Annotated in this window: 27 protein-coding genes; 22 read left to right on the forward strand and 5 right to left on the reverse strand. The window is 66.7% G+C overall.

The genetic code is table 11. The annotated features are described in order from the left end of the window. Positions 1 to 37: 37 nt before the first annotated feature. From ACFVWG_RS20915 to ACFVWG_RS20945, 7 genes are all read left to right on the forward strand, one after another. On the forward strand, positions 38 to 412 hold the full coding sequence (locus ACFVWG_RS20915; protein WP_391544996.1) for a nuclear transport factor 2 family protein: 375 nt from the start codon (positions 38 to 40) through the stop codon (positions 410 to 412). Between the two features lie 39 nt (positions 413 to 451). After that, positions 452 to 1060: a TetR/AcrR family transcriptional regulator gene (locus ACFVWG_RS20920; RefSeq protein WP_391544997.1), complete on the forward strand. Its 609-nt coding sequence runs from the start codon at positions 452 to 454 to the stop codon at positions 1058 to 1060. A 119-nt stretch (positions 1061 to 1179) separates the two neighbouring features. After that, positions 1180 to 2172 carry an SDR family NAD(P)-dependent oxidoreductase gene (locus ACFVWG_RS20925; RefSeq protein WP_391544998.1) on the forward strand — a complete coding sequence of 331 codons (993 nt, stop codon included), beginning with the start codon at positions 1180 to 1182 and terminating at the stop codon, positions 2170 to 2172. Next, positions 2169 to 2438, forward strand: a complete 270-nt coding sequence (locus ACFVWG_RS20930) for a hypothetical protein (protein WP_391544999.1) — start codon at positions 2169 to 2171, stop codon at positions 2436 to 2438. Before ACFVWG_RS20925 ends, ACFVWG_RS20930 begins: the two co-directional genes overlap by 4 nt. After that, complete coding sequence (locus ACFVWG_RS20935; RefSeq protein WP_391545000.1) at positions 2431 to 3564, forward strand: thiolase family protein; 1134 nt, start codon at positions 2431 to 2433, stop codon at positions 3562 to 3564. Before ACFVWG_RS20930 ends, ACFVWG_RS20935 begins: the two co-directional genes overlap by 8 nt. Beyond that, the gene (locus tag ACFVWG_RS20940) at positions 3561 to 4355 is read left to right on the forward strand and encodes a MaoC/PaaZ C-terminal domain-containing protein (RefSeq protein WP_391545001.1); all 795 of its coding nucleotides are present in this window, start codon (positions 3561 to 3563) and stop codon (positions 4353 to 4355) included. Before ACFVWG_RS20935 ends, ACFVWG_RS20940 begins: the two co-directional genes overlap by 4 nt. Further along, entirely contained in the window at positions 4352 to 5242 is an 891-nt protein-coding gene (locus ACFVWG_RS20945) for an NAD(P)H-binding protein (protein ID WP_391545002.1), read from the forward strand. The genes ACFVWG_RS20940 and ACFVWG_RS20945 overlap by 4 nt, the downstream gene beginning before the upstream one ends. Before the next feature lies 1 nt (position 5243). On the opposite strand, the gene ACFVWG_RS20950 is transcribed toward ACFVWG_RS20945, so the two are convergent. Continuing rightward, positions 5244 to 6776: a class I adenylate-forming enzyme family protein gene (locus ACFVWG_RS20950; RefSeq protein WP_391545003.1), complete on the reverse strand. Its 1533-nt coding sequence runs from the start codon at positions 6774 to 6776 to the stop codon at positions 5244 to 5246. Positions 6777 to 6893: 117 nt separating this feature from the next. Here ACFVWG_RS20950 and ACFVWG_RS20955 point away from each other — a divergent pair, with 117 nt between their 5' ends. From ACFVWG_RS20955 to ACFVWG_RS20965, 3 genes are read left to right on the forward strand one after another with little or no spacing between them, the layout of a single operon-like run. Further along, positions 6894 to 7628, forward strand: coding sequence for an SDR family NAD(P)-dependent oxidoreductase (locus tag ACFVWG_RS20955; RefSeq protein ID WP_391545004.1), 735 nt, complete (start codon positions 6894 to 6896; stop codon positions 7626 to 7628). 37 nt (positions 7629 to 7665) lie between these two features. Beyond that, positions 7666 to 9036, forward strand: a complete 1371-nt coding sequence (locus ACFVWG_RS20960; protein ID WP_391545005.1) for an MFS transporter — start codon at positions 7666 to 7668, stop codon at positions 9034 to 9036. Then, the gene (locus ACFVWG_RS20965; RefSeq protein ID WP_391545006.1) at positions 9033 to 9947 is read left to right on the forward strand and encodes an LLM class F420-dependent oxidoreductase; all 915 of its coding nucleotides are present in this window, start codon (positions 9033 to 9035) and stop codon (positions 9945 to 9947) included. The genes ACFVWG_RS20960 and ACFVWG_RS20965 overlap by 4 nt, the downstream gene beginning before the upstream one ends. Here the strand turns inward: ACFVWG_RS20965 and ACFVWG_RS20970 are convergent. Then, a complete protein-coding gene (locus ACFVWG_RS20970; RefSeq protein ID WP_391545007.1) occupies positions 9881 to 10408 on the reverse strand; it encodes a pyridoxamine 5'-phosphate oxidase family protein in 528 nt (175 codons plus the stop codon). The genes ACFVWG_RS20965 and ACFVWG_RS20970 overlap by 67 nt on opposite strands. A gap of 80 nt (positions 10409 to 10488) precedes the next feature. Between ACFVWG_RS20970 and ACFVWG_RS20975 the strand changes: the two genes are divergently transcribed. The 4 genes from ACFVWG_RS20975 to ACFVWG_RS20990 all read left to right on the forward strand — a co-directional run bounded on the left by ACFVWG_RS20975 (position 10489) and on the right by ACFVWG_RS20990 (position 15155). After that, entirely contained in the window at positions 10489 to 11259 is a 771-nt protein-coding gene (locus tag ACFVWG_RS20975; RefSeq protein WP_391545008.1) for an SDR family NAD(P)-dependent oxidoreductase, read from the forward strand. A gap of 117 nt (positions 11260 to 11376) precedes the next feature. Continuing rightward, positions 11377 to 12000, forward strand: coding sequence for a hypothetical protein (locus tag ACFVWG_RS20980; RefSeq protein WP_391545009.1), 624 nt, complete (start codon positions 11377 to 11379; stop codon positions 11998 to 12000). Between the two features lie 63 nt (positions 12001 to 12063). After that, entirely contained in the window at positions 12064 to 14256 is a 2193-nt protein-coding gene (locus tag ACFVWG_RS20985; protein WP_391545010.1) for an acyl-CoA dehydrogenase family protein, read from the forward strand. A gap of 2 nt (positions 14257 to 14258) precedes the next feature. Continuing rightward, positions 14259 to 15155 carry an NAD(P)H-binding protein gene (locus ACFVWG_RS20990; protein WP_391545011.1) on the forward strand — a complete coding sequence of 299 codons (897 nt, stop codon included), beginning with the start codon at positions 14259 to 14261 and terminating at the stop codon, positions 15153 to 15155. Here ACFVWG_RS20990 and ACFVWG_RS20995 read toward each other — a convergent pair. Continuing rightward, entirely contained in the window at positions 15152 to 16363 is a 1212-nt protein-coding gene (locus ACFVWG_RS20995; RefSeq protein ID WP_391545012.1) for an MFS transporter, read from the reverse strand. The genes ACFVWG_RS20990 and ACFVWG_RS20995 overlap by 4 nt on opposite strands. 83 nt (positions 16364 to 16446) lie before the next feature. Here ACFVWG_RS20995 and ACFVWG_RS21000 point away from each other — a divergent pair, with 83 nt between their 5' ends. Beyond that, positions 16447 to 16962, forward strand: coding sequence for a MarR family winged helix-turn-helix transcriptional regulator (locus ACFVWG_RS21000; protein ID WP_391545013.1), 516 nt, complete (start codon positions 16447 to 16449; stop codon positions 16960 to 16962). Here ACFVWG_RS21000 and ACFVWG_RS21005 read toward each other — a convergent pair. Further along, positions 16959 to 17372: a MarR family winged helix-turn-helix transcriptional regulator gene (locus ACFVWG_RS21005; RefSeq protein ID WP_391545014.1), complete on the reverse strand. Its 414-nt coding sequence runs from the start codon at positions 17370 to 17372 to the stop codon at positions 16959 to 16961. The two genes, ACFVWG_RS21000 and ACFVWG_RS21005, sit on opposite strands and share 4 nt — an antisense overlap. A 136-nt stretch (positions 17373 to 17508) precedes the next feature. Next, a complete protein-coding gene (locus tag ACFVWG_RS21010) occupies positions 17509 to 18387 on the reverse strand; it encodes a LysR family transcriptional regulator (protein ID WP_391545015.1) in 879 nt (292 codons plus the stop codon). Between the two features lie 248 nt (positions 18388 to 18635). Here ACFVWG_RS21010 and ACFVWG_RS21015 point away from each other — a divergent pair, with 248 nt between their 5' ends. The 7 genes from ACFVWG_RS21015 (at position 18636) to ACFVWG_RS21045 (ending at position 25775) form a co-directional block, all read left to right on the forward strand. Further along, a complete protein-coding gene (locus ACFVWG_RS21015) occupies positions 18636 to 20222 on the forward strand; it encodes an ABC transporter substrate-binding protein (RefSeq protein WP_391545016.1) in 1587 nt (528 codons plus the stop codon). Beyond that, the gene (locus ACFVWG_RS21020) at positions 20219 to 21139 is read left to right on the forward strand and encodes an ABC transporter permease (protein ID WP_391545017.1); all 921 of its coding nucleotides are present in this window, start codon (positions 20219 to 20221) and stop codon (positions 21137 to 21139) included. Before ACFVWG_RS21015 ends, ACFVWG_RS21020 begins: the two co-directional genes overlap by 4 nt. After that, a complete protein-coding gene (locus ACFVWG_RS21025; RefSeq protein ID WP_391545018.1) occupies positions 21136 to 22041 on the forward strand; it encodes an ABC transporter permease in 906 nt (301 codons plus the stop codon). Before ACFVWG_RS21020 ends, ACFVWG_RS21025 begins: the two co-directional genes overlap by 4 nt. 15 nt (positions 22042 to 22056) lie before the next feature. Then, on the forward strand, positions 22057 to 23088 hold the full coding sequence (locus ACFVWG_RS21030) for an ABC transporter ATP-binding protein (protein ID WP_391545019.1): 1032 nt from the start codon (positions 22057 to 22059) through the stop codon (positions 23086 to 23088). After that, the gene (locus ACFVWG_RS21035) at positions 23081 to 24112 is read left to right on the forward strand and encodes an ABC transporter ATP-binding protein (RefSeq protein WP_391545020.1); all 1032 of its coding nucleotides are present in this window, start codon (positions 23081 to 23083) and stop codon (positions 24110 to 24112) included. The genes ACFVWG_RS21030 and ACFVWG_RS21035 overlap by 8 nt, the downstream gene beginning before the upstream one ends. Next, positions 24093 to 25253, forward strand: coding sequence for a mandelate racemase/muconate lactonizing enzyme family protein (locus ACFVWG_RS21040; RefSeq protein WP_391545021.1), 1161 nt, complete (start codon positions 24093 to 24095; stop codon positions 25251 to 25253). Before ACFVWG_RS21035 ends, ACFVWG_RS21040 begins: the two co-directional genes overlap by 20 nt. 84 nt (positions 25254 to 25337) lie before the next feature. Next, positions 25338 to 25775, forward strand: coding sequence for an ester cyclase (locus tag ACFVWG_RS21045; RefSeq protein ID WP_391545022.1), 438 nt, complete (start codon positions 25338 to 25340; stop codon positions 25773 to 25775). Positions 25776 to 25777 lie beyond the last annotated feature (2 nt).

Genomic DNA, 25777 nt, shown 5'->3' on the forward strand with positions numbered 1-25777 from the left:
AGCTTTCCGAAGGAACAGACAGACTTCTGGAGGAGACATGACAGTGGCAGCCGATCCCGCCCAGTGGGCCAAGGAATTCTTCGCGCTGGTCGACGCCGGTGACGCGGACGGAGTTGCCGGCCGGGTCGCCCCGGACGCCGTCCTTACCAGCGGGAACGGGGAGCCGATCGTCGGCCGGGAGGGGATCCGCGGCGCGATCGCCACCTTCCAGACGCTCATCTCCGGCATCTCCCATGAGCTGGTTCGCGCCTGGGTGGTGGGGGAGGTCTACATCACCGAACTGCAAGTCACCTATGTGCGGCTCGATGGCCGAACGCTCGTGCTGCCGTGCACCAACATCTTCGACGTCGACCACGAGGGGCAGATCACCAAGTACCAGATCTTCATGGATATGACCCCGGTCTTCGAATGAGCATCGGCGACCGGGTTATGGGCGCTATAGTCCGAAACCATGGCCCCGACCACCGCCGGCTCCGAGCGTCGCGTGCAGATCCTGAACGAGGCGCAGCGCCTGTTCAACCAGCAGGGGTTCCGCGAGACGAACCTCGACGACGTGGCGGTTCGCCTCGGGGTCAAGCGGCAGGCGATCTACTACTACTTCAAGTCCAAGGAAGACATCCTGTGGGAGCTGGTCGAACGGGCCAGTACGACGCTGGCCGAGTCGGCCGAGTCGATCTTCACCGCGGACCTGCCGCCTGAGCGCAAGATCGAGGCGCTGGTCGACAACCATGTCCGCCAGTTGCTCGGCGACATCGAGATCTTCCGGCTGGACGTGCTGCAGCGCGACAAGCTCAGTACGGACAGGCATGAGTCGGTGCGGAAGTCGCAGCACGAGTATGTCCGGCGGATCGCCGAGATCATCACAGAGGGCCAGGAAACCGGCCGTTTCGTCGCGGCGGCTCCGTATGTCCAGACCCTGCTGATCATCGGCATGTGCAACTGGACGCTCGACTGGTACCGGCCCGAGTCGTCGACCACCGTCGACGATGTGGCGGCCGAAGCGGTACGGATGGTGATGGCAGGTCTGGCGGCCCGCCGCCCGCGCACCCGCAAGACCTGACGCTCCCGCATCTGGAACACCTGGAACAACTGCGCGCTGCGTGGTTTACTTGCGGGCAAGCAAGTTGGCTTCCCCGGAACGAGAGGTAGGCGCAGAATGGCGAGCAGGAGGGCGAAATCGTGACGGCGGGCCGCGGTAACGCGGACCGGCAGCTCGACGGGCGGGTCATCGTGGTCACGGGGGGCGGCCGCGGTCTCGGCGCCGCCTATGCCAAATTCGCGGCGGCCAAGGGCGCCAGAGTCGTGATCAACGATCTCGGTCTGGGGCTGGACGGGCGGCCTGAACCGGACTCGGCCGCCGAGCTGCTCGCCGAGAGCATCCGCGCCGACGGCGGCCAGGCGGTTGCCGATGGCCATGATGTCTCGGACTTCGACGGTGCTCGAGCGCTGATCGAGTTCGCGGTGGCCGAGTTCGGCGACCTCGACGTTCTGATCAACAACGCGGGCATCCTGCGGGACCGGATGCTGACGAACATGACGATCGAGGAGTGGGACGACGTCATCCGGGTCCATCTGCGAGGTCACTTCTCGACCACCAAGCACGCTGCCGACTACTGGCGGACCCGGACCAAGGAGCACGGCCGGCGGGATGCAGTACTGATCAACACCACGAGCATCGCCGGCCTGCACGGCACACCGGGGCAGTTCAACTACGCGACCGCGAAGGCCGGCATCGCCACCATGACGTGGCTCGCACACCTCGAACTGCACGACCGGTACGGCGTGCGCAGCTACGCGATCGCGCCCAGCGGCCGCACGCGGATGACCTTGGCCACCCCCGCCGCCAAGGATCTGGTGGCCCCGCCGACCGACGGCAGCTTCGATTTCTGGGCTGCCGAGAACGTCGCGGCAGTCGTGAGTTGGCTCGCCTCCGCCGACTGCCGCGCGCCCTCGGGCGCGGTACTGGGTGTGGAGGGCGACACCCTTCGCCGCTATGACCCGTGGCGGATCGCGACCACCGTGCACAACCAGGAGCAATGGACCTTCGAGGCATTGGACGAGCGGCTACCCGAACTCGTCGAGGGATTCGCTGAGGCGCAGTCGACCTCGGACCTGGTCGTCCGGTTGGCCGAACAGCATGCCGCGACGCTGAACCACGGGATCCCAGCATGATTGCGTCGATCGATCCGTTGACCAAGGAGCTGTACGTCCCGCCACGCCGCCTCGCGGCGGACGGCTCTCTGCGCCGGTGCGAGCCGACCGAGATTCTGTCGGCCGGAGTGCTGCGGGCGTTCACGTCGAGCGGCAGCACCTTTTACGGTCTGGTCGATCTCGACTGCGAGGTTCGCGTTCAGGTGCGGCTCGACGAGGGTCCGCACGAGGTCGGCGCGACCTATCAGGCTGTCGATCCGGGCGGGGCGGTGTTCGGCCGTGCCTGAGGTCTATGTGGCAGGGACCGGGCTGACGACCTTCGGCCCGCATGGTCCGGGAACCGGAGTCGCCCTTGCCGTCGATGCCGCTATGGACGCGTTGCAGGACGCAGACATCGACTTCTCCGACGTCGATGCGCTCTTCACCGGAACAGCCCACCCGCTCAGCCCACGCGGTGTGTACGTCGGACGCGAGCTCGGCCTCACCGGCCTGCCGATCCATATGAGTACCAACGCCTCGGCTACCGGATTGACCGCGATCCACGACGCAGCGGCCGCGATCGAGGCCGAGCGGGCTGACATCGTTCTGGTCATCGGGTACGACGCTCCGGAGACCGAGATGGCGACCGAAGCCGTCATCGCCGGCGAAGGCCATGCTCCACCCGTGGTGTCATTCGCGCTGTGGGCGAAGGAGCGGATGACCCAGTGGGGAACGCGACCTGAGCACCTCGCGATGGTCACGGCCAAGAACTGGAACTACGCCCGCGACAACGCGAAGGCCGCCCGTCGATCGAAGGATCTGGTGACGGTGGAGAAGGTGCTGTCCAGTCGGCTGATCGCCGATCCGCTCACCTCGATGATGTGCACGCCTTGGGGCGAAGGCGCTGCGGCCGTGGTATTGGTCTCAGAGGCCGGGCGGCGACGGCTTCGCAAGGGATCGGTCCAGTTGAGCGCGACCGTCCTGGCGAGCGATCGCTTCGGGCCGCGGCAGATTCTGGAGGGATCGATCGTCGGCTCGCCGGCCTTGACGCGGCAGACGGTCGACACCGCGTTGACCATAGCCGGAGTGACCACGGCGCAGGTCGACATCGTTCAGATTCACGATGCGTTCGCGATCGAGGAGATCCTGTACTACGAACTGCTCGGCTTCAGCGAGCCTGGCCGGACCGAGCAGCTCATCGAGCAGGGGGCGTTCGGACCGGGATCGCGCAAGCTGTTCGGGTTGCCGGAATTCTCCACCGACGGCGGCCTGATCGCGCGCGGACACCCTGGCGGAGCCACCGGAGTCGCGCAGGTCATCGAGACGACTCGCAGACTGACCAGCACCGACGACCGGGTCGGCGTGTGTCATCTGCTCGGCAGTGGCTCGACCTGCATCGTGCAGGTCTACACAGTGGTGGACGATCAAGCATGACGACCTACCCGTCGACCGAGCACGTGGTGCGAGCTGACGACGTCGCGCAGTACGCGGCTGTTTTCGGGAGCGAGCCGTCGACGATCCCGGCGACCTACGCCGCGGTCTATGCGCTGGCCGACACGATGGAGCAGGCGATGGCCGATCCGGTGCTCGCCATCGACGTGCCACGGATGCTGCATGGTGAGCAGGAGTTCGTCTGGGCTGCGCATCCATCGATCGGCGAGACACTGACCTCGACCGCATCGGTGGCCTCGGACGAACTGCGCAACGGGCTGCGGTTCATCACCCTGCGGACTGATGTGCGCGGCGCGGCCGGACGGGAGATCTGCGTCGGCCGGACGCTGCAGATCGTCCGTTCCGCCACTGCGAAGCGCGCCGACACCAACTGGACCCCCAGGCCGGTAGCCGGTTCTGGAGTCACCATGGCGCTGATCGCGGACGTCGTCGCGCGGTACGCCGACGCGGCCCGCGACCACAACCCGATCCATCTCGACGACTCGGCTGCCTTGGCGGCCGGGCTGCCTGGCCGGATCGCCCACGGCATGCTGACCATGGGGCTGTTCGGTATGGCGGCCGCGGACTGGGCCGGGGGAGCCCAGCGGATCCAGTCGCTGAGCTGCCGCTTCACCGCGCCGGTCCTGGTCGGCGACGTGGTGACGGTGGCCAAGCAGACAGAGCGGGGTGACGGCGAACTGGTGACCGTCGAGGCCACCGTTCACAACCAGCACGGGCAGCCCGTTCTCGAACGATGCACGGCGCGGTTCCGGCCCGAAGGAGGTTCACGATGATCATCGGCATCACCGGAGGCAGCGGCCGGGTCGGCCGGCATGCGATCGAGGCCGCCCTCGAACGTCTCGAGCCCAGCCAGGTAGTCGTGACGACGCGAACGCCGGAGAGCCTGGCCGATCTGACCGCGCGCGGGATCGACGTACGGTACGGCGACTTCGATCAGCCGGAGAGTCTCGGGAAAGCGTTCCGTGGCGTCGATCGGCTGCTGATGATCAGTGCGAGCAACGCCACCGGGCGTCGCCACGACGAGCACTCTTCGGCCTTGGAGATGGCGCGCGACGCCGGGGTGTCCAAGGTGGCGTTCACCTCGATGCCCAGCGTCGACAAGGCTGATCACCCGTCCGGGCTGGCCGCCCGGGAGTATCGGGACGCCGAGCTGGCGATCATCGCGAGCGGCCTCGACCACGTTCTGCTCCGGGTCGCTCCCTACACCGAGCTGAACGCGATCGAGCGGATGCTCGTCCCGGCGGCAACGGGTGAGCTGCGGATCAATACCGGCGACGGTCGGGCCGCGTTCATCAGCCGGGCCGATGTCGGTGCAGCAGCAGTGGCTGCGCTCGTCGGTGACGAGTACAGCTCCAGCCTCATCGATCTGACCGGCGGGGCGGCGCATACCTTCGGCGATATCGCGGAGGTGGTCGGGAAGGTGCTGGGGGCAACTATTCGCTATGAGGTCATCGGCGACTCGGCGTACCGCGACGAGCTGTTGGCTGCGGGCGACCCGCCGCTGCTGGCCGAGGCGGTCGCCGGCTTGGGCAGGGCCATCCGCGAGGGTTACTTCGATGTCACCACCGACGTCGCGCTCCGGCTGCTCGGCCGTCCGCCGCTGACCCTGGAAGAGGTTGTCGACCGCGACGCCGACGTGCTGCGCGCCGCGGTCGGCTGATTCAGTCGAGCTCGCCGAGCGAGAGTTGCGACTTCAGGATCTTGCCCGACATCGTCCTCGGCAACGGAGCCTCGCGCAGCACGATCTGCTTGGGCTGCTTGTAGTCGGCCAGCTCCCGCTTGCAGATCAGCCTCAGCAGCTCGACATCGACGCCCACGCCCACCACGAACGCCACCGGGACTTCGCCCCAGCGCTCGTCCGGGCGCCCGATCACCGCCGCCTCGATCACGCCCGGTACGTCGGTCAGCACCCGCTCGATCTCGGCCGGGTAGACGTTGATGCCGCCGGACAGCAGCATGTCCTTCGACCGGCCGGCCAGGGTGAGATAGCCGTCCCCGTCGAGCGAGCCCAGGTCGCCGGTGTGCAGCCAACCGTCGACGAGAGTGTCGGCGGTGATCTGCTCGGCGTTCCAGTAGCCCAGCATCACGCTCTCGCCACGCAGCAGGATCTCGCCGACAACCCCTGGTGCGGCGTCGCGCTCGTCGGCGTCGACCACCCGGATGTCGATCCCGAACATCGGTACCCCGACGGAGCCGAACTTGCGCTCCAGATCGGCGAAGAGCAGGGATGCGCCGACGCCGGTGCTCTCGGTCTGGCCCCAGCCGACCGACAACGGGAGGCCGCGGTCCACGTATGGGCGGAGGGTCTTGGGGCTGGACGGCGCACCGCCCGAGCGCATCACCCGCAGGCTGCTGAAGTCCGCCGCGGTGAACTCGGGAAGGGCCGAGATCGACTCGAACACCACCGGTACCGCGTAGAAGATGGTCACCCGGCCGCTGGACAGGTCCTCAAGGGTGGCGAGGGCGGAGAATCTTCGATGCTGGACCAGACAGCCGCCGGACAAGTAGATCGGTGCCCAGGACGCGATCAGGCTCCCGGTGAACGCGAGCGGCAGCACGAGCAGGCTGACGTCGGCGCGGGTGGTGTCGTCGGTCAGCGCGAACGCCTTCGCCGCCACCAGGAAATTGCGATGGGTCAGCATCGCGGCCTTCGGATGTCCGGTGGTCCCCGAGGTGTACGACAGGAAGGCGAGGTCGTCGGCGCCGGTCACATCTTCGCGGGGGAGGGGTGCGGTGTAGACGTCGGCGGGCACCTCCAGATCGAGCAGCGTCACGTCCGCGGGCGGCTCAGGGCCGATCCAGTACACCTTCAACTCTGGCAGCGCGGTTCGAGTCGGCCGAAGCCGCTCGACGTGGGCGGCGTCGGTGATCACCGCGGCCAGCCCCGCGTCGTCGGCGATCTCGGCGAGTTCGGCCGCGGCGAGGCGCACGTTCAGCGGTACGACGACGCAGCCGGCCGCCAGTGCGGCGAGGATGAAGACGATGGTCTCGTTGCTGTTCTCGCTCAGATAACCGACCCGGTCGCCTGGTTCGAGCCCGTGCTCGCGAAGCTCGCCGCCCCAGCGTCTGCTGACGGAGTGCAGCTCCCGCCAGGTGAGGATCTGCCCGTCGCACTCCAGGGCGGCGCTGTACGGCGTCCGCACACTCCAGTACCGCAGGATGCCGGTGATCCTCGCGACGTTGTTGTTGCCCATCCGGAACTCCGATCGCTGACCGTCATGACTGCTCCCACGATGATCTTTGCTTGCGCGCAAGTCAACAGTTAGATTGTTTGCACCAACAAATAATATCGCGTCAGTACGGAGGCCGAGATGTCGCTGCAGGACAAGGTCATCCTGATCACCGGCGGTGGTCAGGGCATCGGCCGCGCCACCGCGGAGCTGGCGGTGGCCAGGGGAGCGCGGGCGGTGATCGCCGACATCCGTCCCGACGTCGAGGCGGTGGCCGCGGAGATCGGCGCGGCCGGCTACCTGATGGACGTCACCGATCAGCGGTCTGCCGATGCGGCGGTCGCCGCGATCATGACGCGCTTCGGCCGGATAGATGCCTTGGTCAACAATGCGGGCACCGCACTGGCCGCACCAGCGCTGGAGTTGACCGCGGAGCAGTTCGGTCGCGTCCTGCAGATCGATTTGGTCGCTGTACTCCGGGTCAGTCAGCTGGTTGCCCGGTCGATGATCGAGACCGGCGGGGGAGCGATCGTCAACGTGTCGTCCGTCGCCGCCCTGATCGCGACCTTTCCTGAACCGACCACCGGGTATGCCGCGGCGAAGGCCGGCGTGGTCCAGCTGGCCCGCAACCTCGCGGCCGAATGGGCGCAGTACGGAATCCGGGTGAATGCGATCTCGCCCGGGCGGGTCGCCACCCAGTTGCTGTTCGACAACACCGATGAGCAGCAGCGTGAGCTGATGGTGTCGCAAGCCCCGATCCGCCGTTTCATCGCGCCGGGAGAGGTTGCCGAGAGCATTCTCTTTCTCGCCTCCGACGCTGCGTCTGCCGTCACCGGGCACAATCTGGTGGCCGACGGCGGGCTGAGCATTGTCTGACCCGCCCGGGCCGCGGCGCGGGGCGATCCTGCTGATCGTGGCGACGGCCCAGTTGATGGTGGTGCTCGACTCGACGATCGTCAATGTTGCGCTGCCGTCCGCGCAGCGCAGCCTGGGATTCCCAGACACTGCTCGTCAATGGGCGATCACGGCGTACGCGCTGGCGTTCGGCAGTCTGGTGCTGCTGGGTGGGCGGGTCGGGGACCGATTAGGACACAAACGCAGCTTCGTGACCGGGCTGCTCGGCTTCGCCGGTGCGTCGGCGCTCGGTGGCTCGGTCAACGACTTCGGGCTGTTCGTCGGAGCGCGACTGCTGCAAGGGATGTCAGCCGCTCTGCTGGCGCCGGCCGCGTTGTCGATGTTGGCCGGGGCCTTCCACGACTCACGGGCCCGAGGCCGCGCCTTTGCGGTGTACTCGGGCGTGGCCGGCTGTGGTGCCGCGGCCGGGATGCTGCTGGGCGGCGTGCTGACCGAGTACGCCTCCTGGCGGTGGTGCTTCTTCATCAATCTCCTCTTCGCTGCCGTCGCCGTGATCGGCGCGCTGATGTTCCTGCCACCTGATGTCGGCATCGTCCGTCCTCGTCTCGACCTGATCGGTTCCGGCCTGGCCGTGAGCGGTCTCTTCTTGCTGATCTACGGCTTCTCGAGCGCCGAGATCCGAGGCTGGGTGGACGCCGTCACCCTGTCCTGTCTCGGCGTCTCGCTCGGCTTGCTGGCCGTCTTCGCCGTCGTCGAGCGGACCGTCGCCAATCCCTTGCTTCCGCCGTGGATGCTCGCGGATCCGTTGCGGAGAAGTGCCTACACCGCACTCGCCATCGGCACACTGTGCCTGTTCAGCGTCTTCCTCCTGCTCTCCTACTACCTGCAATTCGTACTCGCGTTGAGTCCGGTCGCCACCGGCCTGTCGTTCCTTCCGCTGGTCGCCGCGATCTTCGTCGGGTCGGGAGGCGGCAACATCGTGCTGCTGCCGAGGTTCGGCGTACGGGCGGTGGTCTGCAGTGGGTTGGTGCTCGCGGCGCTGGGCCTTGCCTATCTCAGTTGGACGGTCGCCCACCGGTACGGCCCTGCGATGGTTCCGCGGCCCCTGGTGCTGCTAGGGGTTGGGCTGGGCCTGTGTTTCGGGCCGTCCGTCAACGCCGCAACACAACGGATCCCGGCCGCCGACGCGGGCATCGCGTCCGCCGTCGTCAACACAATGCAGCAGGTTGGCGGATCCATCGGCGCTGCGCTGTCCAGCACGATCGCCGCTGGCGCCGCCGGCTCCTACCGCCGTTCGCATCCTGACGCCTTGCTCAAGGCCGACAGTCAGGGCTATGCGACGGCCTTCCTCGTGGCCGCCGCCTTGCTGCTGGTCGCCGCGATCTCTGTTCTCGCACACCCTGTCCCGACAGAAAGGCTCGAACAATGACTCAGCGCACTGTCGATCTCGATCAGGCCCGCCGCCGGATCGGGCGCATCGGCGTCTGGTCGGCCGCACTCGGCGCGTTGCCGGCCGCCCAGGAAAGAGAGCAGCTCCAGCACATCGAGGAGCTCGGCTACACGACCATCTGGATCACCGAGATGGAGAAGGAGGCGTTCGCCCACTCCGCGCTCGCGCTGGCAGCGACCAAGAACCTCACCGTGGCGACCGGGATCGCGAACATGTGGGCGCGCGAGCCGGAGACGGCCGCTTCTGGTGCCAACGCGCTGGGGGAGGCCTTCGACGGTCGCTTCGTGCTGGGCGTCGGAATCTCTCACGCACGCTTTGTCGAGCGCTACCAGAAGCCGCTGGCCAAAGCTCGCGAGTACCTCGGCCGCATGATCGACACCCAACTCCTCGGCACACTCGCGCCGACGTCGACACCCTGGCTGATCGCCGCGCTCCGCCCCAAGATGCTCGAACTCTCCGCGAGCCACGCCCAAGGCGCCCACCCGTACTTCGTCCCCGTCGAGCACACCGCCTCGGCCCGCAAACTGATCGGCCCGGACGCGTTGCTCGCCCCGGAACTCGCCGTTGTCCTGGATTCCAACCCCGAGACCGCCCGCGCCACTGCCCGGGGGTACATGAGTCTGTACCTCGCCCTGCCCAACTACACCAACAATCTGCTCGAACTCGGCTTCACCGATGACGACTTCGCCTCGGGTGGCAGTGATCGCCTGATCGACGCCGTGATCGCCTGGGGTGATGTCGACGCGATCAAGCGCCGTGTCGACGACCACCTGGCGGCCGGTGCGGACCACGTCTGCATCCAGCCCCTGACCGACACCGACCGCTACCCGGGAGGCAGGTTCCCGACCCGCGAACTCGTCGAACTGGCCCCCGCACTGCTCGGAAGATGAGCCAGCTTGCGGAAGTCCCAGCTGGAGACCTTCTCCGGCCGCATCCGCAGCCAGCCGTGCCGCCCGTCCCGCACCACCACGCCGCCGGTGTACTTGTCGGCAAAGGCCTGATCGATTGCGTTGAGCAATGGATCGGTCGCGCTGACGTGCGGTACGTCGCCGACCATCTCGACCTTGCCGCGCAGTTCGATCCCGCGCAGTTCCTCGTACCCGTCACCGTCGTCGATCAGAACGGCGACGCGCGGGTCGCGCAGAAGGTCGGCCCAGCGCTGGCTACGCGACAACGAGGAGAACCAGAGCGCCTCACCGTCCCAGTGGAACCACAGCGCAGTGACGTGCGGACCGTGCGGCCCGGTCGTGGCGAGCCGGCACGTCCGTTGCCTGGCGAGGTAGTCGTCGCGTTCGGCATCCGTCAGGGCGATCGGCCGGCCCCGGCGCTGCTGGCGTAGTTCGTCCGGCATCGTCACTCTCCTGGGGATCTCAATTTGTTTGACGCCGCAAATTGAACGCCGCGGCACCGTCGAAGGCAAGGAGCAGCAGCATGAGCGACATCCTCGACGGCAAGACCGTCGTCGTCACCGGGGGAGCGAGTGGTCTCGGTCGCGCCACCGCGATCGGGGCGGCGCGACACGGCGCGAAGGCGGTGATCATCGGCGATCTGCTCGACAGTCCGCGCGAAGGGGGGCCGCCCGCACAGGACGAGGTAGCGGCGCTCGGCGCGGTGGCTCGATTCGTGCGCTGCGATGTCACCAAGCGCGCCGACGTCGACGCCTTGATTGCCACCGCGAGCGAGTTCGACGGAGTGGATCTGCTGGTGGCCAATGCAGGGATCACTGCGCCGTCCGACGGCCTGGAAGTGCTTGAGGCGGAGTACAAGCGGGTGCTGGCGGTGAATCTCGATGGCGTGCTGTTCAGTGCGCAAGCGGCGGCACAACAGATGAAGGCATTGGGCAAGCGCGGCAGCATCGTGCTGATCGCCAGCATGGGCGGCATCCTCGGTTCCCGGGTGACAGTGGCGTACTCGACCAGCAAAGGCGGCGTGGTGCTGATGGCCAAGGCGCTGGCCGATGCGCTCGGTCCGGACGGCATCCGGGTGAACTCGGTCAGTCCGGGAACGATCGACACGGAACTGGTCCGGTCGACCCCGGCCATCACGGCTTCGGCCGAAAGCTTCCGGATCCGTACTCCGTTGCGCCGCTATGCCCAGGCGTCGGAGATCGCCGACGCCGTTGCCTGGCTCGGATCCGATCTGTCCAGCTATGTCACCGCGACGACGCTGGTCGTCGATGGCGGACTGACCGGGGTGCTGTAGCGGTAGGAAGAAAAGTGATCTCTTCTGCTTGCGCGCAAGCAAAATGTGAGTATGGTCTGTCTCACATCTCAGCGTCCACTGGGGAAGGCGCGACCATCACGATCGAGGGAGCCAGTCATGACGACTGCCGCGTTGCCCGGAACGTCCGTTGCACCATCGCCGCCCAGCACCCTGGCCGAGAGCAGCGCCGAAGCATCCGGTGCGGTGGTCGGGGACCACCTGCTGCGCTGGCGCTCCTGGGTCACCGAACACCGGGTTGGCTCGTCGGTGCTGGCGGGCCTGGTGGCCGTCCACATCGCGACCATCACCGGATTCTTCATGCCAGGCATCGGCCTGCCGAAGCTCGACTGGAACACCGCCAACGGGCTCATCTACCGGCCGACGAGTTCGGCCAACGTCCAGTTCCTGGCCGGCGGAGTGATGCATTACATGGACGGCGTCGCGTTCGCCGTTCTGTACGCTCTCGGCCTGCATCCGTTGCTGAGCAGGTTCATCCGGTCGACCTCGGTCGGGAACCTGTTGAAGGGTGTGCTGTTCGGGTTGCTGCTGGCCACCATCTCGGCTGCGTTCATGGCGCCCCGGGTCTACTACCCGGACCTGCACATCGGCTTCTTCAGTCACCGCCTCGGCTGGCAGACCGTCTTCGCGATCTATCTGTGGCATGTGGTCTACGGCCTGCATCTGGGGCTGATCTACAACCCACGCGACGATCGTGAACGACTCCACCTGCACAAGTCCTGAACCCTGATGGTCGGCGCGCCTCCCTGAGCGCGCCGACCGTCAGCCTGACGAGAACGGCACCGCATGGATGCAGTGACGGAGACAGAGCTCGGCGACCTGCGCGCTACCGTCAACAAGTTGCTCACGGCCCCCACTGGCGACCTGTGGACCCGGTTGGCGGCGGCCGGATTCGCGACGTTGCTGGTCGAAGCCGGTGACTCTGGTCTGCGCGTGGTCGCTGCCGTCGCCGAACAACTCGGCCGAGCCTTGGCCGACGTCCCCTTCGTCACCACGTCCGGTGGAGTCGCCGCCATCGTCCGGACCCAACCGCAGTTGGCGGCAAGGCTCGACCGAGGAGCCGCACTGGCCATCCCGAGCTCGGTGGGCATCGGCTCGCACAACCAGACCCACCCCGTACTACGGAACGGAACCGTCACCGGGGTCGTCCACAACGCCCTGGCGGACCCGCGATCCGCCTTCTTCATCGTGCCCGCCACCGACGACGGCGAACTCTGCCTGCTCGTGGTGGAAAGCAGCGACGCACAGCTGATCGAGGTTGCGAGTGTGGACAGTACCCGGCCGCTGACAACCCTTCGTCTCGAGAACTGCCCGGCCCAGCTCTTGATCCGTGGAGCCACAGCCCGAGAGGCACTCGCCGACGCGATCCGGATCGAGACCGTCGTGCTGTCCGCAGAGATGATCGGCGCTGCCGAAGCTGCCTTGGAGGAGATACAGGCCTTCGTCACCCAGCGCGTCGCCTTCGGTCGCCTGCTCGCCACGCACCAGGCGATCCGGCATCGTTGCGTGGACCGTTTCGTCGAGATCGCGGCTGCCCGCGCATTGCTGGCTGACGCGAGCGATCCGCTCTCCGTCGCACTGCTCAAGCTCGCCGCCGGACGAGCGCTCACCAAGGTTGCCGAGGACTCGACGCTGCTCCAGGGCGCCATCGGATTCACCTGGGAGGGCAGCAGCCACCGATATCGTCGCCGCGCACTCGTCGATTGTGCGATCCGTGGCGACGAGGCGGATCTGTCTCGGCTCCTGGACGAGCATCTGGCCGAGCCGATCCAACCGCAGATCCCTGATGACACCTTCTCGCGCACCGCAACGGCATGGCTTGACGCCGCTGCACCAGCCTTCGGTCACGAGGTCGACGATCGTGGCTACTTCGGCGTACTCGATGAACAGCAGCTCGCGGATCGTTTGACGCGAGCCCGCGGCTGGGAGCACGCCAAATGCGAGGCCGGATGGGCTGGGCTGGCCGTTCCGACGGAGTACGGCGGGCAAGGGCGGTCGGCGTACGAGGCCGGCGTGTTCGCGTTGCTGGAGAGCGGCTATCGGCTTCCCCACGTGCAGTTCGAGATCACTCGCGCCGTTGTCCTCCCGGCGCTGCTCGCGTGGGGAAGTGAGGCACAGAAGTGCTTCCACCTGCCACGGATCCTCGATGGCACGGATCTGTGGTGTCAGCTGTCGTCGGAGCCGGAGGCCGGGTCGGATCTCGGCATGCTGGCGGTCAAGGCCGCGCGGACGGATCGCGGCTGGCGGATCAGCGGGCAGAAGATCTGGACCTCCGGCGCCCAGTGGGCCGATTTCGGCCTGTTGCTGGCGCGGAGTGATCCTGAGCAGCCGAAGCACCGGGGGATCTCGGCGTTCGTCGTTCCGATGGATGCGCCGGGCATCGAGATCAGGCCGATCCGGCAGGCGACCGGGTACGCGGGATTCTGCGAGGTCTTCTTCGACGACGTGGAGCTGGCAGCCGATTCGATCGTCGGTGTCCCGGGCAACGGCTGGGCGGTGGCGATGGCCACGCTGACGAACGAACGCCAGGCGCTGAGCGGTTCGGGCATCCCCTTCGATCGCATCTTCCGGCTGGCACGAGAAGTGGGTGCCTCCGAGGTAGCGCGCTTCCACCTGCGCGAACTTTTCGTCTCGCTGCGCGGCCTGCAAGCGATGACTCGAGCCTCCTTGGCCGCGCTGCGGATGGGAACCACACCCGGACCAGAGGCATCGATCAGCAAGCTACTCACCGGCCAGGCGGCCCATCACGGCGCTGCCGCCGTCACCGCGATGCTCGGTACGGCGTTGGCCGCCCGGCCGGAGTGGTCCGACTTCGTGCTCGGCAACGTCGGCCTCCGGATCGGCGGCGGCACCGAAGAAGTCCAGAAGAACGTCATCGCCGACCGGATCCTCCACCTCCCGCGCGAACCGCGCGGTGCGGCGGACATCCCCTGGATCCGGCTCGCGCGTACTCATCCGACAACCTCAGGGAAGGTATGAACATGACCATCGCCATCACCGGCGGTAGCGGAAAGCTCGGCAGGTTGGCCGCCGAGTTCGCGCTCGAGACAGCTCGCGCGCGGGAACTCGTCGTCACGACGAGGACACCGCAGAGCTTGGCGGACCTCGCGGACCGCGGCGCTGACGTACGGTACGCCGACTTCGACCGTCCCGAGAGCCTGCGCTCCGCCTTCGCGGGGGTCGACCGACTACTGGTGATCAGCGCGAGCAACGCGACCGGGAAGCGGCATGACGAGCACTCAGCGGCGATTGCCGCGGCGCAGGCGGCCGGAGTACGGCGCATCCTGTTCACCTCCATGCCCAATGTCGACGACCACAGCCATCCCTCGGGCCTGGTGGCCGAGGAGTACCGCGATGCCGAGCAGATGATCGCGGACAGCGGCCTGCCGTACACAATCTTGCGGATCGCGCCTTACGCCGAGCTGAATGCGGTCGAGCGCTTCGTCCTCTTCACCGACGACGGCACGCTGCGGATGAACAGCGGCGACGGACGGATCGCCTTCATCTCGCGCCGCGATGTCGCCGCGAGCGCGGCCGCTGCGCTGGTCGGTGACGATTTCGAGAACCAGATCATCGACATCACCGGCGCCGGCCTGCACACCTTTGCGGAGGTCGCCGCGATGGTCAGCTCAGTGATCGGGCAGAAGGTCGACTTCGAGTCGATCGGCGACGAGGAGTTTCGGGCCGCCCGGCTGGCGGCGGGTGACTCGACTCTGCTGGCCGAGGCGCTCACCGGTACCGGGAAGGCCTTCCGGGAGGGGTACTTCGAGGTACAGACGAGTCACGCCGCCCGCTTGCTCGGACAACAGCCGCAGGAGCTGGCCGGCATCATCGCCGGCAACGCGACCTTGCTGAAGGCCGGGCTCTCGGCCGGCTAGTGCGTCTCGCGCCGCAGGCCTCCGGTCGCGGCGATCAGAGCCGATGCGATCAGCACTGCGCCACCGGTGATGAACACCGCGCGCAGGCTGGTCGAGTCGACCAGCACGCCTCCCAGCGCCGAACCGGCCGCGATCGAGATCTGCATGGTCGAGACGGAGACCGACGCTGCTGCCTCCGGGCTGTCGGGGACTGCCTTCAGCAGCCAGACCTGAGCGGCCAGCGGGATCACGCCCCAGACCAAGCCCCAGCCGACGACGAGCGCTCCCATCACCACGGGAACGGGATGCAGGACGGGCAGTCCGAGGACGATCAGTCCGACGACTCCGGCGGCGCCGGTGAGGCTGCCGACCAGGCTACGGCTGACGATCGGGCTGCCCAGCAAGGTGCCGAGGATTCCGCCGACGCCGTACAGCAAGAACACGATACTTACGTTCCCGCTGGTCAGGTGGGCGAAGTCTTCAAGGAACGGGGTGAGGTAGGTGGAGGCGGCGAACTGACCGATGAAGGAGACTGCGGTCACCGCGACGCCGATCCGCGCTGCCCGGCTGCGGAAGACCCGCCCGAAGTCGCGAGCGTGCGTCTGAACGGCGGGTCGGATGTTCGGCAGGAAGACGAGCTGCGCAATGACGACGGCAACGCTGACGGCGGCGGCGACCGCGAAGGTGGCGCGCCAGCCGACCGCGTTGCCGAGGAACTGGCCGGCCGGCAGACCGACCACCGTGCCGGCCGAGACCCCAGCGATGATGATGGCCGTCGCGCGGGTGCCTAGGCGCTCGCCGACCAGCCTTGGCGCCAGTGCCGGAACGACGGTCCAGAAGCCCGCGATCGCGATCCCGAGCAGGATCCGGGCCAGCAGGATCTCGGTGAGGCTGGAGGCGAAGGGCGGAATGACATTCGAGATCACCACCAGCGCCCCCAACGCGGCGATCAGCCACCGGCGATTGAAGCTGCGGGCGCCAAGGTAGAGCAGCGGCGCCGAGATCGCGGCGGTCAGGGCAGGAACCAGCACCATCAGGCCACCCAGGCCGAGCGACACGTGCAGCGATCCGGTGATGTTCGGCAGCAGGCCCACCGGGATGAACTCGGTCGTGACGATCACGAACGCGGCCAGCGCGAGCGAGATCACCGCTGCCCAGGCCGCGGGGCCGGCTTCGTCCACCGGTCGGGAGCCGATCGGCACGACATTGGTGGGAAGAGTCGAGGGCATCTGAAGCTCCAGGCGTCGATTTATCTGTCGGTACAAGCAACTATAGCCTTGTAGTTGTTGATACAAACAAATACATTGAAAAGGTGATCGATCAGACAGGCAACCGTGCTGTGCCGCCGCTGACCCCCTGTGAGGAGGCGGCCTGGCAAGCGCTGGGCCGGGCGGTGGTGGTCATTCCGCGAGTCCTCGACAGCGACCTGATCGAGTCTGACGGCCTGACCATGACCGAGTACACAGTGCTGATGAACTTGTCCGAGGCGCCCGACGGCTCGCTGCGGATGAGCGGCCTCGCGAACTATGTCTCGATCACGGTCAGCGGTCTGACGAGGGTCGTGGGCCGACTCTCGAGCCACGGACTGGTGGAGCGGGCTCGAGCCCCGACTGACGGCAGGGGCCAGCTCGCGGTGCTTACTCCGGCCGGTCTGACCCGACTCGAACGGGCGTGGCCGTCACACCTCGCGAGTGTGCGGCGGCGGGTGCTGAACCACCTCGGTGGCATCGATCTCGCCGCGTTCGCCGATGCCATCTCACGCGTCGCGGATGCCGACCGGGGTCCACCGGTACGACCGGGGCGCCGACCGTTCTCGTCGGGGCGCTAGGAGCCGGCGGTGCGCCGTACCGGGGGGCCGAGCTCGACCGAAGCCACCGCCGTGAGCGCTTCGGCCAGTTTCTTGAGATCCAGGCCTTCCAGATGGTCCACCACGTTTTGGCGGACGCTGGCGAGGTGCACAGGCCAGGCCTTTTTCAGGCGGACCAAGCCGTCTGCGGTGAGAACGGCTACGTAGCCTCGCCCGTCGGAGGCGGCGCGGACCCGTTCGACCAGACCTTGACGTTCGAGCCGCTCGATCACGCGGGTCAGCCCGCTGACCGTGATGTTCACGTAGTTCGCCAGTTCGGTCATCCGGAGTGAACGCTCGGGAGCCTCGGAGAGATTCATGAGCACGTTGTACTCGGTGACGTTCAGGCCCTCTTTCTGCAACAGGTCGGCGTCGAGGACCCGCGGGATCACCAGTACAGCGCGTGCCAGTGCCCGCCACGCCGCTTCCTCGTCTGCAGAGAGCGGGGTGGGGCCTGGTGATGCTTTCGCTCGTCTGGCCACCGCGCCAGGCTACGTCTTACTTGCTTGCCGTAGCAAAGGAACTCGCTCAGGCGAGGCCGGCGATGTCGCGGAAGGCGGCAGCGGCCGGGCTCAGTGGCGACAACGGCAGCACGAGACTGACATGCAGGATCTCGTCAGTGGCGAGTTCGCGAACCGTGAGGCCTGCTGCGAGTGCCAGCGATCTCCAGGACTCGGCCACGACAGCCACACCTGCCCCGTCGAGCACCAGTGGCAGCAATGCCTCCCGCTGCTCGATCTGTACCGCGATCCGGCAGTCGGTCGCCATCAGGATGGCGTCGGCCACCCGTCGCATCCCGGTGCCCGGCTGCCCGACGACGAGGCGTTTGCCCCGCAGATCCTCGTACTGCAACGGCCTGTCGCCGTCGGGGAGGTCGTCGGGCCGGCGGGCGACAACGATGAAGGACTGGTGTTCGACCGGCTCTATCCGGAACCCGGGTTCACGCAGCGGTCCGTTCGGGAAGGCCACGAGCCCGAGCTCCGCGGTGCCGGCCCGCAGGGCGTCGCACACGTCATCGGGTCGGGTAGCGGTCATGACGCCCACCTCGACGCCGGGATACCGATCGAGGAACCGGCTGATCAGGCTGGACAGTGGACTCACCGACTGCGATGGCATCGAGACGATCAGCAGCCGACCGCCACGCAGGCCGCCGACCGCGCCGACGGTCGCCCGGGCGACGTCGAGGGAGCGCACCAGTTCACGTGCCGGCTCGACCAGCGAATGGCCCGCAGCGTTGAGGACAAGCTTGCGGCCGGCGCGCTGGAACAACTCGCAGCCCAGGTCCCGCTCCAGGCGGCGCAGCGACTGCGACACCGAGGGTTGCGCCACGAACAACTGCGCGGCGGCCCGGTTGACACTGCCGGAGTCGACCACGGCGAGGAAATATTGCAACTGGCGGATATCCATCAGGCCCCTGTCAGACGCGGAACTTTGATAGTCAAAGCCTATAAGACCAGAAGCCAACCGGTCTTGGACATGCCAGTGGCTCCAACAGTCCAATGGGTGCTGCAGGACGCCACCCGTCATCGGCTGTTGCCCGAGGAACTTTCCGGGGTCGTCACCCGACGTGGATCCATCCACCGTCGTTGCAGGTCTTGCCGCCGATCCGACGTTCCTGGTGAGCGTCGTGACAGCAGATGCGAAGGAGCACACAGATGAGGTCTCGTCACCCGGGCCGGTTGCGGCCGAGCAGAACCCGACGCCAGGCAACCCGGATCGGAGCGATCACCGTCAGCGGCGTGCTCCTGTTCGCCAGCGCGTGCAGCCTCAACGACAACGAGGCCGGTGCCGACGCCCAAAGTCACCATGTTCGCCTGGTGGTCAGTCAGACTCCCTCGAGCCTGGATGCGTGCGACTCGCACCAGGCAGCCAACGGCCCGATCCTGATCGGGAACGTGACCGAGGCACTGACGACGATCGACGGCGGTACCAGTAAGGCGTCGCCGGCGTTGGCGACAGAATGGTCCGCCACCGGCCCGGCCACCTGGCGGTTCAAGCTGCGGCAGGGTGTCAAGTTCCAGGATGGGCAGCCATTCGATGCCGCCGCTGTGGTCGCCTGGATGCAGCGCCTCATCGATCCGAAGGTCGGCTGTTACAACCGGGGGAGCGTCCTGAACAACAACGTCGTCTCGGCGACGGCTGTCGACCAGTACACGGTCGACATCGGCCTGGCCGCGCCGGACCAGATCTTCCCGGTCAGGATGGCTTTCATCGACATAGCGGCGCCGAGCAAGAATCCGAAGGCGAAGGCCAAGGAGCCGATCGGGACCGGACCCTTCAAATTCGTCAGCTGGAGCCCGGGGTCGAACCTCGAACTGACGCGCTACGACGGCTACTGGGGCAAGAAGCCCGAGGTCGACCGCGCCACCTACCTGTTCCGGGCCGAGAGTTCCGTCCGGGCCGCCATGGCCACAGCACGTGAAGTCGACATCGCAACCGCGATCGGCCCGCAGGATGCCGACATGCCGGGGGCGTTGAACTACACCGTCACGGAGACGATGTACCTGCGGTCCGACCTGACCGTGCCGCCGCTGAACGACATCCGGGTTCGCCGGGCGCTGAACTACGCGGTCGACCGGCAGAAGTTCATCGACAACATCTACCGCGGTCACGGCAAGCCCGCCAGCGACATCGTCGTACCGACGGTCATCGGGCACAACCCGGACGTCAACTGGACCTACGAGCCGGACAAGGCCAAGCAGTTGATCGCCGAGGCGGCCGCGGCTGGTACGCCGGTCAAGGCGCCGATCCAGATCTTCACCGAACGCGATACCCGGGGCTCCAACGGAACCGAGGCGGCCGACACGCTGTCTGCGATGTTCAAAGCGGTGGGGCTCACCACCCACGTCGTTACCGTCGAGGACACCCAGGCCCCGATGACCGCCCCCGAGAATCCGGCCAAGGAGCCGGGGCTCGTGCTGTACGTGCATGGCAACTCCTACGGCGACTCCTCGATCAGTATGACGAGCAAGCTCGGATGCAAGGGTCCGCAGAGCAGGCTGTGCGACAAGAAGTTCGATGCGATGCTCGCTGACGCGGCGTCCGCGACGGGCGACCAGCGTAAGCAGAAGTTGCAGGCGGCATCGAAGTACATCTACGAGAACGTGGTGCCGTTCGTGCCTATCGCGCACATGGCCGACACGATGGTCATCACCAACGCGAATCTGCACTATCAGCCGAACCCGGGCACGTCCGACAAACTCGTGCTGGCCGAGATGACGTTCGGGACCGGGTCGCGATGACCAGGTTCGTCCTCCAGCGAGCACGGCACGGTGTCCTCAGCATCATCGGCATCGTGGTGCTGGTCTTCGTCCTCTCGCGGCTCACCGGCAGCCCGGCACGCCTGTACCTGCCCGAGGACGCGACCGCCGAGATGGTCGCCCAGTTCAACGCTCAGAACGGTTTCGACAAACCCGTCGTCGTTCAGTTGCTGTCATACCTGAAAGGCACGGTGCAGCTCGACTTCGGTCACTCGCTGCTGTACGGCGAACCGGCCTTGAACGTCGTGCTCGCCCGCTACCCCGCCACCCTGTTGCTCGCGTTCTTCTCGATGCTGATCGCGACGACGCTGGGCGTGGTGTTCGGCTCGCTCGCTGCCGCGCGGAAGAACTCGTTCGCCGACAAGGTCTCCCGGGTGACGTCGCTCGGTGCGCTCAGCGTCCCGGACTTCTGGGTCGGGATCATGGGGATCGCGGTGTTCGCCGTCTACCTGGGGATTCTGCCGACCTCCGGCGCGGCAGGCCCGCAGTACTGGATCCTGCCAGTGCTCACGCTCATCCTGCGGCCGGTGGGGATTCTGGCGCAGGTCGTCCGCACTTCGATGGTCGATGCGCTGGCGGCGGACTACGTTCGCGTCGCCAAGAGCAAAGGAGTGACCGAGCGGGCCATCGTCTTCAAGCACGCGCTGCGCAACGCCGCTATCCCGATCGTCACGGTGGCAGGAGTTCTGATGGCCGGCGTCGTGAACGGCGCGCTCGTGGTCGAGACGGTGTTCGGCTGGCCGGGGATCGGCAACCTGATGGTCACCGCCATCCACGGCCGTGACTTCGCGGTCATCCAGGCGGTCGTGCTGGTGACGGGGACCGCCATCATCGTCCTGAACTTCGGCATCGATCTGGCCTACTCGTGGCTCGATCCGCAGATCAGACTGGGCAGGTGAGCGCCGTGGAAGGCGATCAGGTCCCCGTTTCCGAGACAATGACCATCAAGCGTCGTGACACTTTCACCGTGCGGCTGCGCTACATCCTGCGCCGGGACCGGCTCGGCCAGGCGGCGCTGGTGTTCGTGGTAATTGTCGTGCTGGCCGCTGTGTTCGGCCCTCTCCTGATGGGAGACGCGAGCACGCGGGCGGAGCTTGGCAAGCGTTTCGTCGCCCCGTTCCACCCCGGCCAGGGGGCCGCCTACGTCCTCGGCAGCGATGCATTGGGTCGAAGCTTTCTTGCCCGGCTGCTGGTGGCAGCCCGGACGACTCTCATCATCGCCGTCATCGCGGTGCTTGCGGCCACCATCGTCGGCTCGTTGATCGGTACCGTGGTCGGCTATATCGGCGGCCGCGTCGATGCCTATGTCATGCGCATCGCCGATGTGATGCAGGCATTCCCCTCTCTCCTGCTCGCGTTGATCATCCTGTACACGGTCGGGCCTGGGCTCGTACCGCTGATCTGCGTGCTGGCCGTGGCCAGGCTTGAGGTCTACGTCCGGGTGGCGCGGGCCCAGACGCTCGCCGTGCGGGAGCGGCTCTTCGTCACCGCGGCGCGTGCCCTCGGAGCTGGATCGGTTCGGATCGTGTTGCGACAGATCGTGCCGGTGATCGCTCCCACGCTCGTCGGACTGGCAACGCTGGAGTTCGCGCTGGTGATTCTGTCCGAGTCCGCGCTGAGCTTCCTCGGCCTCGGCGTCCAGCAACCGGATGTCACCTGGGGTGGTCTGATCGCTGAGGGCCGCAACTACTTGCGTGATGCCTGGTGGGTGGCTTTGTTGCCTGGCTTGGCGATCACCTTGACCGCGGTCGCGGTCAACGTGCTCGCCGACGTGGTCCGCCGAACGACGCAGTCCGACTGACAGGAGGTGGCAGAGATGATGGAACAGCTCGAAAAAGATGCCGTAGGCACCAGTTCTCCTCCGCCTGGTCGGCTGTTGCAGGTGAAGGATCTCCAGGTCGAGTTCAGGCTTCGGACCGGAGTGGTGAAGGCGGTCGCGGGGCTCAGCTACTCCCTCGACAAGGGCGAGACGCTGGCGATCGTGGGGGAGAGTGGCTCGGGCAAGAGCGTCGCGGCGCACGCCGTACTGGGTGTTCTCACCACTCCGCCCGCCTTCGTCACCGGCGGATCGGTTCACCTGCAGGGGCGGAACTTGCTGACGATGTCCGAGACCGAACGCCGGCGGCTGCGCGGTGACGAGCTCGCCATGGTCGCTCAGAACGCCTCGCTCAACCCGGTCTTCTCGGTCGGCTGGCAGATCGCCGAACTGTTCAGGGTCCATCGCGGGACACCACGGCGCGAGGCGATGAAGCTGGCCGCCGGCCTGATGGACCGGGTTGGCATCCCGTCGGCCGCGCAGCGGGTCGACGACTACCCACATCAGTTCTCGGGTGGGATGCGGCAGCGGGTAGGCATCGCGATGGCGATGGCCCTGGAGCCGGCGGTCCTGATCGCCGATGAACCGACGACGGCGCTGGACGTGACGGTTCAGGCCCAGATCATGGCCCTGCTCGCCGAGATGCAGGAGCAGACCGGAATGGGGCTGATCCTGATCACCCACGACCTCGGGCTCGTGTCCGAGGCCGCAGACCGGCTGGTCGTCATGTACGCCGGCCGCGAATGCGAGACCGGCTCTGTCGAGGAGGTGTTTCGCAAGCCCGGCCATCCCTATACCCGCGGGTTGATGAAGTCGATTCCCCAGCTGGATCAGAAGAAGGCCCGGCTGGAGCCGATCGCGGGATCGATGGCGGATCTGATGAGTGTCCCGCCAGGCTGCCCGTTCCATCCGCGCTGCCCGTTCGCACAGGCCCGGTGCCGCACTGATGCCCTGGAGCTTCATCAGATCGCTCCCGGCCGCGTGAGCAGCTGTCACCGGATCGACGAGATTTGGGGAGACCTCAATGACTGACGTCACGGAGCCGCTGCTGCGGGTGGACAGGCTGGTAAAGCACTATCCGATCGTGAGCGGCGCAGTACGGAAGAAGCAGGTCGGGGCCATCCGGGCCGTCGACGGGGTGAGCTTCGAGCTTCATCGTGGCGAGACGCTCGGTCTGGTCGGTGAGTCGGGGTGCGGGAAGTCGACGCTGTCGCAGACTCTGTTGCGGCTGGTCGAACCGACCGCGGGACACGCCTTCTACCGCGGCCAGGACATCTTCGCGATGTCGCGCGAGGAGCTGAAGGCCTTTCGCCGCAAGGTACAGATCGTGTTCCAGGACCCGTTCGAGTCGCTCAACCCGCGGATGACGATCGGGCAGATCATCGCGGAACCGTGGGCGATCCATCGCGGTATCGTTCCGCGGTCCGGGCAACGGAACCGCGCCGCCGAACTGCTCGAACTGGTCGGATTGAAGGCCAAGCATCTCGACCGGTACCCCGAGCAGTTCTCCGGCGGCCAGCGCCAGCGCATCGGGGTGGCGCGGGCGATCGCGCTCAACCCCGAGATCATCATCTGCGACGAACCGGTTTCGGCGCTCGACGTCTCGGTGCAGGCCCAGGTGGTGAACCTTCTGCAGGACCTGCAGAAGGAGCTCGGACTCTCGTACATCTTCATCGCCCACGACCTCGGTGTAGTACGCCACATCGCCGATCGGGTCGCGGTGATGTACCTCGGAAAGATCGTTGAATACGGCAACGAGTCCGCTCTCTTCGAGGAGCCGCGTCATCCCTACACCGAGGCGTTGCTCTCGGCCGTGCCGGTGGCGAGGTTCGAGACAGCCCGCCGGGAGCGGATCTTGCTGACCGGTGAGGTGCCAAGTCCGGCGAACCCGCCGTCCGGCTGCCGCTTCCACACCCGTTGCCGGTACGCCGAGGACATCTGCCGGCAGCAGGAGCCGGAGTTGTCGCCCCGGGGGGTTCCTGGCCACGACACCGCCTGCCATCTCGCTGACAAATTCGAAGGGACTGTGCTGCGTTATGAAGATCACCAAAGTTGAGCCGATCTACGTCGACCGGTATCTGCTTGTGCAGGTGCATACGGATGAGGGGCTGGTCGGGATCGGCGAGTCGGGAGCGCTGGGTTTCCACGAGGCGGCGTACGCGGCGGTGAAGAAATTCGGTGACTACCTGGTCGGCGAGGACCCGTTGCGGATCGAGCACCACTGGCAGTTCATGTACCGCGCCTTCCATTTCCGCGGTTCCGCGGTGATGGGTGCGATCAGTGCGATCGACATCGCGCTCTGGGATCTGGCCGGCCAGTACCGCGAGGCGCCAGTGCACGCGCTGCTCGGCGGCAAGGTCCGCGACAAGGCGCGCGTCTACCACCATGTCGTGGGGTCGACCAGGCAGGAGCTGGTCGACAACGTCAAAGGGGCCAAGGAGGAGGGATTCACCGCGGTCGGCCATCTGACCCCGTTCCTCGACGAGGACCGCTCGAAGCCGTACTTCGAGACGCATGTGGCCAAGATCCGCAACGCGATCGACGCGGTCGCAGCGTACCGCGAGGCCATTGGTGACGCGGTCGACCTGTGCATCGAGATCCACCGGCGGCTCAATCCGGCCGAGGCGGTCCAGTTAGGGCTCGGGATCGAGCAGTATCACCCGTTCTTCTACGAGGATCCGGTGACTCCCCACAACTTCGACGAGATGGAGTACGTCGCCGGCAAGGTCAATGTGCCGATCGCAACCGGCGAGCGATTCACCTCGATCTGGGACTTCGCCATGCTGCTGCGCCGGTATTCCGTGCAGTACATCCGGCCCAATGTCGGCCTGGTCGGTGGCATCTCCGGTGCGAAGAAGGTCGCCGCGATGGCCGAGGCGCAGCACGTCGGCGTCGTACCGCACAACCCACTCAGTCCGGTACTGACCGCAGCCTCGCTGCAGGTGTCGGCGGCGATCCCCAACTTCTCCCTGCTCGAGTTCCCCGGGCGTACCTGGCCGTCGCTGCTGGCCCAGCGGGTCGGTGAGGACGAGATCGTCGAGGGTAAGGCGGAGTACGACGGCCATGGCTACCTGGTGGTGAACGACCGGCCCGGAATCGGTGTGAAACTCCGTCCCGACGCCGCACAGCGACTGCCCTACATCCAGCGTGCGATCGTCACCCGGCTGGGCACGGATGGCGCGGTGATCGACCAGTAGACCGCGCATTGCCCGCCCGGGCAGCGCGAGCTACAATTGTTTGTGCAAGCAAGAACTATTGGTCAACAGAACCGGGAGCCTGTGATGGGCAACAGCACCGTCGGGGACGCGGCGATCGCCGTCGTACGCCGTAACACCGAAGAAGTCCAGGGCAAGGGCGACTGGGCCGTGTTCGACGAGCTCTGGTCGGACGAGGCGGTCGACCACACTCCGCAGCCGGGTGCCGGAGACGACAAGGCCGGTGTGAAGGGTTTGTACCAGGCGATCAGGGAGTCGTTCCCCGACTTCACTCCCGAGATCCATTTCCAGATCGCCGCCGATGACATGGTGACCACGTTCAAGACCTACCACGGCACTCATGACGGTGACTTCCTCGGCATCGCGCCGACCGGGAAGAAGGTCAGCTTCATCACGGTGGACGTGATGCGGGTGGTGGACGGCAAAATCACCGACCACTGGGGTGCCGCGACGCTGCTGGACCTGATGCAGCAGTTGGGCGCCGTTCCACGCTTTGGCGGCTGATC

This window comes from Kribbella sp. NPDC058245 (genome assembly GCF_042882005.1).
In the GTDB taxonomy this organism is placed as follows: domain Bacteria; phylum Actinomycetota; class Actinomycetes; order Propionibacteriales; family Kribbellaceae; genus Kribbella.

What these genes read in the sequence shown, in the direction of transcription:
- ACFVWG_RS20915 (WP_391544996.1), top strand. Translation starts at nt 38, where the DNA reads ATGACAGTGGCAGCCGATCCCGCCCAGTGGGCCAAGGAATTCTTCGCG.
- ACFVWG_RS20920 (WP_391544997.1), top strand. Translation starts at nt 452, where the DNA reads ATGGCCCCGACCACCGCCGGCTCCGAGCGTCGCGTGCAGATCCTGAAC.
- ACFVWG_RS20930 (WP_391544999.1), top strand. Translation starts at nt 2,169, where the DNA reads ATGATTGCGTCGATCGATCCGTTGACCAAGGAGCTGTACGTCCCGCCA.
- ACFVWG_RS20940 (WP_391545001.1), top strand. Translation starts at nt 3,561, where the DNA reads ATGACGACCTACCCGTCGACCGAGCACGTGGTGCGAGCTGACGACGTC.
- ACFVWG_RS20945 (WP_391545002.1), top strand. Translation starts at nt 4,352, where the DNA reads ATGATCATCGGCATCACCGGAGGCAGCGGCCGGGTCGGCCGGCATGCG.
- ACFVWG_RS20950 (WP_391545003.1), bottom strand. Translation starts at nt 6,776, where the DNA reads ATGGGCAACAACAACGTCGCGAGGATCACCGGCATCCTGCGGTACTGG.
- ACFVWG_RS20955 (WP_391545004.1), top strand. Translation starts at nt 6,894, where the DNA reads ATGTCGCTGCAGGACAAGGTCATCCTGATCACCGGCGGTGGTCAGGGC.
- ACFVWG_RS20965 (WP_391545006.1), top strand. Translation starts at nt 9,033, where the DNA reads ATGACTCAGCGCACTGTCGATCTCGATCAGGCCCGCCGCCGGATCGGG.
- ACFVWG_RS20970 (WP_391545007.1), bottom strand. Translation starts at nt 10,408, where the DNA reads ATGCCGGACGAACTACGCCAGCAGCGCCGGGGCCGGCCGATCGCCCTG.
- ACFVWG_RS20975 (WP_391545008.1), top strand. Translation starts at nt 10,489, where the DNA reads ATGAGCGACATCCTCGACGGCAAGACCGTCGTCGTCACCGGGGGAGCG.
- ACFVWG_RS20980 (WP_391545009.1), top strand. Translation starts at nt 11,377, where the DNA reads ATGACGACTGCCGCGTTGCCCGGAACGTCCGTTGCACCATCGCCGCCC.
- ACFVWG_RS20985 (WP_391545010.1), top strand. Translation starts at nt 12,064, where the DNA reads ATGGATGCAGTGACGGAGACAGAGCTCGGCGACCTGCGCGCTACCGTC.
- ACFVWG_RS20990 (WP_391545011.1), top strand. Translation starts at nt 14,259, where the DNA reads ATGACCATCGCCATCACCGGCGGTAGCGGAAAGCTCGGCAGGTTGGCC.
- ACFVWG_RS20995 (WP_391545012.1), bottom strand. Translation starts at nt 16,363, where the DNA reads ATGCCCTCGACTCTTCCCACCAATGTCGTGCCGATCGGCTCCCGACCG.
- ACFVWG_RS21010 (WP_391545015.1), bottom strand. Translation starts at nt 18,387, where the DNA reads ATGGATATCCGCCAGTTGCAATATTTCCTCGCCGTGGTCGACTCCGGC.
- ACFVWG_RS21015 (WP_391545016.1), top strand. Translation starts at nt 18,636, where the DNA reads ATGAGGTCTCGTCACCCGGGCCGGTTGCGGCCGAGCAGAACCCGACGC.
- ACFVWG_RS21020 (WP_391545017.1), top strand. Translation starts at nt 20,219, where the DNA reads ATGACCAGGTTCGTCCTCCAGCGAGCACGGCACGGTGTCCTCAGCATC.
- ACFVWG_RS21030 (WP_391545019.1), top strand. Translation starts at nt 22,057, where the DNA reads ATGATGGAACAGCTCGAAAAAGATGCCGTAGGCACCAGTTCTCCTCCG.
- ACFVWG_RS21035 (WP_391545020.1), top strand. Translation starts at nt 23,081, where the DNA reads ATGACTGACGTCACGGAGCCGCTGCTGCGGGTGGACAGGCTGGTAAAG.
- ACFVWG_RS21040 (WP_391545021.1), top strand. Translation starts at nt 24,093, where the DNA reads ATGAAGATCACCAAAGTTGAGCCGATCTACGTCGACCGGTATCTGCTT.
- ACFVWG_RS21045 (WP_391545022.1), top strand. Translation starts at nt 25,338, where the DNA reads ATGGGCAACAGCACCGTCGGGGACGCGGCGATCGCCGTCGTACGCCGT.